This window comes from Anoxybacillus sp. LAT27 (assembly GCF_022030075.1).
Taxonomy (GTDB): Bacteria; Bacillota; Bacilli; order Bacillales; family Anoxybacillaceae; genus Anoxybacillus; species Anoxybacillus kestanbolensis.
In genome coordinates, this window is the sequence record NZ_JAIWYK010000335.1 from 1 (window position 1) to 230 (window position 230).

The following is a 230-nucleotide window of genomic DNA, read 5'->3' on the forward strand; positions in this document are numbered from 1 at the left end:
TGTATGCCTAAAGATTCTTCGCTTCAGTCGATTCTCCTGATCGGGTCGGGGCCGATTGTCATCGGCCAGGCCGCCGAGTTTGATTATTCCGGCACACAAGCGTGCATCGCCTTAAAGGAAGAAGGATATCGCGTCATTTTAGTGAACAACAATCCGGCGACGATCATGACCGATGAAGTTCATGCCGATGCCGTGTATTTTGAACCGCTCACCGTCGATGCGGTCGAAGC

At 52.2% G+C, this 230-nt stretch carries 1 protein-coding gene; it reads left to right on the forward strand.

Features of this window, described 5'->3' with window-relative positions; translation table 11 throughout:
• Positions 1–3: 3 nt before the first annotated feature.
• Positions 4–230: carbamoyl phosphate synthase preATP-grasp domain-containing protein (locus LD028_RS09685; RefSeq protein ID WP_237811695.1), on the forward strand; the 227-nt coding region annotated here is incomplete at its 3' end.